An 8,591-nucleotide genomic window follows, 5' to 3' on the forward strand; every position below is an offset into this window, starting at 1 on the left:
GCCCGCCCCTGTTCCGGATAGACCGTACGCAAGATCTCGTGCCTGGCGACCACATCACCAACAGCCTGCTGCAACGCGGCAACATCCAGATCACCCGACAAACTGATCGCCGCCGGGATGTTGTAAACCGATGAGGCCGCATCGAACTGGTTGAGGAACCACATCCGCTGCTGCGCCAGCGACAACGGAATCTGGGACGGCCGCGGACCAGCCACCAGCTCCTTGCGGCCACCAGCGCCGGCATGCTGCTCGACCTTCGCCGCGAGTCCGGTGACGGTGGATGCCTCGAACAACACCCGCAACGGAACCCGCGAATTCAGCGCAGCACCGATACGCGCCACGACCTGCGTGGCGATCAGCGAGTTGCCACCCAACCCGAAGAAATCATCATCCACACCGACCCGCTCGATTCCGAGCACGTCAGCGAATACACCCGCCACGATCTCCTCGACCGGTGTCGAAGGAGCACGGAACACCTTCGCTTCGAACTCCGGTGCAGGCAACGCCTTCCGATCCAACTTGCCACTGGTGTTCAGCGGGAACGCATCCAACACCACGACCGCCGCCGGAACCATATAGGCAGGCAGAACCTCACTGATCGCCGACCGCAGCGCCACTGGATCGATCTGGTCCCCTGGAACAGCGACGACGTAGGCCACCAGTTGGTCACCCAGTGACGAAGGCGCCACCAATGCCACCGACTGGCTGATGCCTGGCTGCGCCAACAATGCCGCTTCGATTTCTCCCAGCTCGATCCGTTGGCCACGGAATTTCACCTGGAAATCGGTACGTCCGATGTACTCCAATCGATGCGGGCGATCCGCGACCGGCTCACGCCACACCACGAGGTCACCGGTGCGGTACATCCGCTCACCGACTGTGAACGGGCTCGCCACGAACCGGTCGGCCGTCAAATCCGGGCGAGCCACATATCCGCGCGCCAGTTGGTCACCGGCGAGATACAACTCGCCGGAGACACCGGCCGGGACCGGTCGCAGCCGTGAGTCCAGTACATACACTTGGGTGTTCCACTGCGGCCGTCCGATCGGCACGGTCCGTTCGTCGCGTCCGTCTGCGGGCCAGTACGTCACCGATACCGCGGCTTCGGTCGGCCCGTACAGGTTGTGCAATGACGCCTCCGACACGCCCTGCCATGCGGCTACCGTCTCCGGGGGCAGCGCCTCACCGATCACAAAGACATCCCGCAGTGTCGGAATCGACCCGGGGGTCACGTGCGCGGCGAACACCGCCAACATCGAGGGTACGAAGTCGGTGACCGTGACCTGCTGCGTGACAATGGTTTCCGCGACGTATACCGGATCCCGATGGCCATCATGGGTCGCGACAATCAGCTTCGCGCCTGCCCGCAGTGGCATGAAGTAGCCCCACAGTGACACGTCGAACGTCGTCGCGGTCTTCTGCAGATACACATCTGCCGGGCCCAGCGGGTACTCCGCAAGCATCCACTCGATCTGGTTGTTGATCGCCGCGTGCGAGACCGCGACGCCCTTGGGGCGACCGGTCGATCCGGACGTGAAGATGACGTACGCCGGATTCGCCGGCGTTACCGGATGCAACAACTCCTCGCCGCGCACCGGGGCACCGGAGAACCCGTCCAGGTCCACCGCATCCATGGGTAGCACCGTCGTACCATCCGGCACCGGCACTGCATCCACCGTCGTTGTCACCACACAAACAGGTGCAGCGGTGTCGAGGATATGGGTGATGCGTTCGGCTGGATGATCCGGATCCAACGGCACCCACGCCCCACCGGCCGTCACGATCGCATACATGCCGACGACCAAATCCAGCGAACGCCGAACCGCCAACCCCACCAACGACTCCGCGCCCACACCTTGCGAAATCAGCAACCGCGCAAGCTTGTTCACCCGTGTATCGAACTCGGCATAAGTCAGCTCGACACCCTCGAACACCACAGCCACCGCATCCGGATCCGCAGCAACCGCACGCCGATAACCATCCAGCAGCAACTCCGACGCCACCACACGACCGGTATCGTTCCAACCCGAAACCAACCGACCCCGCTCAGTCGCGGCAAGTAATTCCAGATCACCCACCGCGGTACGTGGCGCAGCGATGATCTCACCCAACAAGCGAATGAAACGCTGGGCGAATCCCTGCACGGTGCTGTGGTCGAACAGATCGGTGGCGTAGGTGAACATACCGGCGATGCCGGTAGGCGCCCCCGACTCGTCGTATTGATCGGCGAGGACCAGATGCAGGTCGAATTGGGAGATCGCAGTGTCGAAGTCCACTCCTGACACTGTCAAGCCGGGCAGTTCGAGCGTGGTCACGGCCAGGTTCTGGAACGACAAACCCACCTGGAACAGTGGATGCCGCGCCGTCGAACGCGCGGGGTTGAGTACCTCGACGAGCCGCTCGAACGGCACGTCCGCATGCGCGAACGCCTGGATATCGGTCTCACGCTGACGTGCAAGCAGGTCCGTGAATGCCGCACCGGCATCCACGCGGCTACGGAACACCAATGTGTTGATGAATGTCCCGATCAGATCGTTGAGCGCGGTCTCGCCGCGGCCCGCCATCGGTGTGCCGATCGCGATGTCGTCGGTGCCCGACAACCGAGCCATCAACACCGCCAGCGCCGTGTGGACCACCATGAACAGTGTCGCGCCCTGGGACTGCGCCACCTCGATCAGCCCACGGTGGGTGTCGGCATCGATACCCACTTCCACCGTGCTACCGGCGAAGGACTGCATCGCCGGGCGCGGCCGGTCCACCGGCAGGTCCAATTGTTCCGGCAGATCTGCCAGCGCTGTGCGCCAGTAGGCGACCTGATCCGACATCATCGAACCTGGATCGTCTTCGCTGCCCAGCAGTTCACGCTGCCAAACACTGTAATCGGCGTACTGCACCTCGAGCGGAGCCCAGCTCGGTGACTCGCCCGCAGACCGTGCCACGTAGGCAGTCATCAGATCCCGCACCAGCGGCCCCACCGACCAGCCGTCACCGGCGATGTGATGCACCACCATCGCGATCACATACTCCGGGGTGGCCGCGGCGTCTTCGATCTCGAACAACGCCACCCGCACCGGCACCTCACCGGTGACATCGAACTGCGTCGAAACCAACTCCGCCACAGCGGGCTCGACATCCACAGCAGCGACGGACCGCTCCATCAGCGACAACTCCGCCTGAGTCGGCGACAAAATCAGCTGTACCGGGTCGCCGTCAACCGCCGGATACACCGTACGCAGTACCTCGTGCCTGCCCACCAGATCCGCGATCGCCGCACGCAACGCCGAAACATCCAACAAGCCGGTCAACCGGACCACGATCGGCAAGTTGTAGGCCGTGGACTGGGTATCGAACTGATTCAAAAACCACATCCGCTGCTGCGCCAGCGACAACGGAACCCGTTCCGGGCGCCGACCAGCCGCCAACGGCAAACGCCCGACAGTGCCCGCCTGCTGTTCAACCCGAACCGCCAACGCCGCGACCGTCGACGCCTCGAACAACACACGCACCGGAACACGCGTGCTCAACATCTCACCAAGGCGTGCGGTGACCTGCGTGGCGATCAGCGAGTTGCCACCCAACCCGAAGAAATCATCATCCACACCGACCCGCTCGATTCCGAGCACGTCAGCGAATACACCCGCCACGATCTCCTCGACCGGTGTCGAAGGAGCACGGAACACCTTCGCTTCGAACTCCGGTGCAGGCAACGCCTTCCGATCCAACTTGCCACTGGTGTTCAGCGGGAACGCATCCAACACCACGACCGCCGCCGGAACCATATAGGCAGGCAGAACCTCACTGATCGCCGACCGCAGCGCCACTGGATCGATCTGGTCCCCTGGAACAGCGACGACGTAGGCCACCAGTTGGTCACCCAGTGACGAAGGCGCCACCAATGCCACCGACTGGCTGATGCCTGGCTGCGCCAACAATGCCGCTTCGATTTCTCCCAGCTCGATCCGTTGGCCACGGAATTTCACCTGGAAATCGGTACGTCCGATGTACTCCAATCGATGCGGGCGATCCGCGACCGGCTCACGCCACACCACGAGGTCACCGGTGCGGTACATCCGCTCACCGACTGTGAACGGGCTCGCCACGAACCGGTCGGCCGTCAAATCCGGGCGAGCCACATATCCGCGCGCCAGTTGGTCACCGGCGAGATACAACTCGCCGGAGACACCGGCCGGGACCGGTCGCAGCCGTGAGTCCAGTACATACACTTGGGTGTTCCACTGCGGCCGTCCGATCGGCACGGTCCGTTCGTCGCGTCCGTCTGCGGGCCAGTACGTCACCGATACCGCGGCTTCGGTCGGCCCGTACAGGTTGTGCAATGACGCCTCCGACACGCCCTGCCATGCGGCTACCGTCTCCGGGGGCAGCGCCTCACCGATCACAAAGACATCCCGCAGTGTCGGAATCGACCCGGGGGTCACGTGCGCGGCGAACACCGCCAACATCGAGGGTACGAAGTCGGTGACCGTGACCTGCTGCGTGACAATGGTTTCCGCGACGTATACCGGATCCCGATGGCCATCATGGGTCGCGACAATCAGCTTCGCGCCTGCCCGCAGTGGCATGAAGTAGCCCCACAGTGACACGTCGAACGTCGTCGCGGTCTTCTGCAGATACACATCTGCCGGGCCCAGCGGGTACTCCGCAAGCATCCACTCGATCTGGTTGTTGATCGCCGCGTGCGAGACCGCGACGCCCTTGGGGCGACCGGTCGATCCGGACGTGAAGATGACGTACGCCGGATTCGCCGGCGTTACCGGATGCAACAACTCCTCGCCGCGCACCGGGGCACCGGAGAACCCGTCCAGGTCCACCGCATCCATGGGTAGCACCGTCGTACCAACCGGCACCGGCACTGCATCCACCGTCGTTGTCACCACCCAAACAGGTGCAGCGGTGTCGAGGATATGGGTGATGCGTTCGGCTGGATGATCCGGATCCAACGGCACCCACGCCCCACCGGCCGTCACGATCGCATACATGCCGACGACCAAATCCAGCGAACGCCGAACCGCCAACCCCACCAACGACTCCGCGCCCACACCTTGCGAAATCAGCAACCGCGCAAGCTTGTTCACCCGTGTATCGAACTCGGCATAAGTCAGCTCGACACCCTCGAACACCACAGCCACCGCATCCGGATCCGCAGCAACCGCACGCCGATAACCATCCAGCAGCAACTCCGACGCCACCACACGACCGGTATCGTTCCAACCCGAAACCAACCGACCCCGCTCAGCAGGCGCCAGCAGATCGATATCACCCACCGGCACCGCGGCGTCCGCAATGATGGCATCGAGCACCATGACGAAGCGGTCCGCGAACCCCTGCACAGTCGCCTCATCGAACAAATCAATGGCGTAGGCGAACTCGGTGAGGATCTCCGCTGGTGTGCCGTCTTCGGCATACCGGTCGTACAGGGTCACCTCGAGATCGGTCTTAGCCAGTTGCATATCGAACTCGACTGGGCTGGCGGTCAATCCGGGCAGTTCCAACGTCGTCTCGGCGTAGTTCTGGAACAGCAGACTCACCTGGAACAGCGGGTTGCGCGCGGTGGAGCGCACCGGATTGAGCACCTCGACAAGCCGCTCGAACGGCACATCCGCATGCGCGAACCCCTCCAGATCCCGCTCCCGCACACCCGCGAGCAGGTCACTGAATCGCATACCACCATCAACCTCGGTGCGGAACACCAAGGTATTGACGAACATACCGATCAGGTCATCGAGTTCACGCTCACCACGACCGGCGATCGGCGTACCCACCGCAATGTCGTCGGTCCCGGACAACCGGGCAAGCAGCACCGCCAACGCCGCGTGCACGACCATGAACAACGACGCATTGTTGGCCCGCGCCAATTCCTGCAGGCGCCTATGCCGGTCCGGCGAGATCTCGAAGCGAATCGCCTTGCCCTGGAACGACTGCGCGGGCGGACGCGGGCGGTCCGTCGGCAGCTCCAGCTGCTCCGGAAGACCGGACAGTGTGGTCTTCCAGTAGGCGACCTGCTGGGCGGCCAACGACTCCGGGTCTTCCTCGGAACCGAGCACCGCACGCTGCCACACCGCGAAATCGGCGAACTGGACCGGCAGCGGCTCCCATTGCGGGACCTCGCCGTTCACCCGGGCCAAGTAGGCCGCCATCACATCGCGGGCCAGCGGACCCGTGGACGCCCCGTCGCTGGCTATGTGGTACACGGAGAAGGCGACCACATGCTCGACGGTATCGGATTCGGTCCCATGCTCATCCGGGATGATGCGGAACAGCGCCACCGACAGCGGCACCTCGACGGTGACATCGAAGGAGATGCGGGCGAACTCGATCAGCGTCTGCAGCAGATCCGCCTCGGCCACCTCGACCGGGACGAGCACGGGCACCGTCTCCGCCACCGGGTGAATCACCTGGTGCGGACCATCGACCGAGCGCGGGTAGGTGGTGCGCAGCACCTCATGGCGGGCGAACACATCACCGATCGCCTGGCTGAGCGCGGCCACATCGAGGGCACCCGACAAGCGCACCGCGAGCGGAATGTTGTCCACCGCGGAGGTACTGGTGTCGAACTGGTTGAGGAACCAGTACCGCTGCTGGGCCAGCGAAAGCGGAACGCGTTCCGGTCGTTCGCCCGCGACGAGCCGCGGCCGAGCCGTGCCGGATCCGGCGTTGTGTTCGGCCCGAGCGGCCAGTTCGAACACCGTCGAGGCATCGAACAGATCGCGGACCGCCAGCTGGGTGTCCAGCGCCGCGCTGAGGCGCGAGGTCACCTGGGTGGCCAGCAAGGAGTTGCCGCCGAGTTCGAAGAAGTTGTCGTCCAAGCCGAGCCGGGTGACGCCGAGCACGTCCATGAAGATGCCTGCGACGATCTGCTCGATCGGCGTGGACGGCGCGCGAAACACCTTCGCCTCGAACACCGGCGAGGGCAGCGCCTCGCGGTCCAGCTTGCCGACCGGAGTCAGCGGGATCTCGTCGATCACCACGATGGCCGTGGGCACCATGTGCGGCGCCAGGCTGCGCGACGCGTACTCCGTCAGCCGCGCGGTGTCGATCTCGCGGCCGGCTGCCGCCAGCACGTAGGAGACGAGAATCGTCGCGCCCGCAGCAGTCTGGCGGCCGAGCGTGATCGCGTACTCGACGTCCTCGTGTTTGCCGAGCACGGCATCGATTTCGCCGAGCTCGATGCGGAAGCCGCGGATCTTGACCTGGAAGTCCGAGCGGCCGACGTAGTCCAGCTCCCACTGCACCGACGGCACCGCGGCGTTGCCCTCCCGCTCACCGGGTTCGGCGAACCAGCGCACCACGTCACCAGTGCGGTACATCCGCGCGCCCTCATTGCTCCACGGGTTGGCGACGAACCGTTCCGCGGTGAGGTCGGGGCGGTTGTGGTAGCCGCGCGCCAGCGCGCCACCGGCCAGGTACAGCTCGCCCGCGACACCCGGCGGCACCGGGTTGAGCCGGTTGTCCAGCACCAGGGCCGACATGCCGAGCACCGGACGTCCGATGGTGATGTGCCTGCCCGGGATGAGGCTGGCGTACGACGAGATGATCGTCGTCTCGGTCGGGCCGTAGGCGTTGAAGTACTTGCGACCCGGCCCCCACTTGGCCAACAGTTCCGGCGTAGTGACGTCGCCGCCGACGGAAGCGACCTCGAGCGCCTCCATGCCTTCGGGATCGACGGTGCCGAGCACCGCGGGGGTGATGATCGTGTGCGTCACCCGCTCGGTGCGTAGCAGCTCGGCCAGCTCCGTGCCGCCGATGATGGTCGACGGCACGATCACCAGGGTGGCCCCGATGTAGGCGGCACACAGCCATTCGAGCACCGACGGGTCGAAGCTCGGCGAGCAGATGTGCAGGAAGCGGTGGTGCGACTCGAGGTGGTACAGGTCGGTCGCGACGCCGGCCAGACCGCCCATACCCGCGTGGGTCACGGTGACGCCCTTGGGCATACCGGTCGAACCCGAGGTGTAGATGACATACACCGGGTGCCGCATGGACAGCGAGGAAATCCGGTCCACGTCCGTCACGGGCTGGGCGGACTGGCTCTCGACCAGCTCGCCGAACTCCGGATCGTCCATCCGTAGCCACTCGACGGTGCGCGGCAGCCGGTCCACGTACTCGCTCGCGGTAATGCCGATGACCGCGCCGGAGTCGTTGACCATGTGCCGCTGACGGTCTTCGGGATAGGTCGGGTCGATCGGCACATGTGCGCCGCCCGCCTTCGCCACCGCCCAGAACGCGGCGACCATCTCGTAGGAGCGCGGGAATGACAGCGCCACCATGCGTTCCGGTCCGACGCCGCGCGCGATGAGCACCCGCGCCAGGCGCGAGGAGTACTCGTCGAGCTCCCGGTAGGTGATCGACCTGCCCTGGTATCGGACCGCGATCTGCTCTGGGTCCAGCTGCGCGCCACGCGCGAGCAGGTCCGGCAGCAGGCCGGTGGCCATCACGTCCTCGCCGTGCATGTGCGTGAGCAGTTCGTACTCGGCCGTGTCCAGGATCTGCAGGTCGCCGACCGGCTGCTCTGGTTGGGTGGTGATCGCGTGCAGTAGTCGGGTGAACCGTTCGGCGAATACCCGCACGGTGTC

Annotated in this window: 1 protein-coding gene; it reads right to left on the bottom strand. The window is 64.9% G+C overall.

Annotation, left to right across the window (positions count from 1 at the left end):
• Positions 1 to 8,591, bottom strand: an 8,591-nt coding sequence (locus AB0H00_RS31660; protein ID WP_357273563.1) for an amino acid adenylation domain-containing protein, incomplete at both ends; no start/stop codon positions are given.

The sequence above is a fragment of the Nocardia sp. NPDC023852 genome (assembly GCF_040639505.1).
Lineage (GTDB): Bacteria > Actinomycetota > Actinomycetes > Mycobacteriales > Mycobacteriaceae > Nocardia.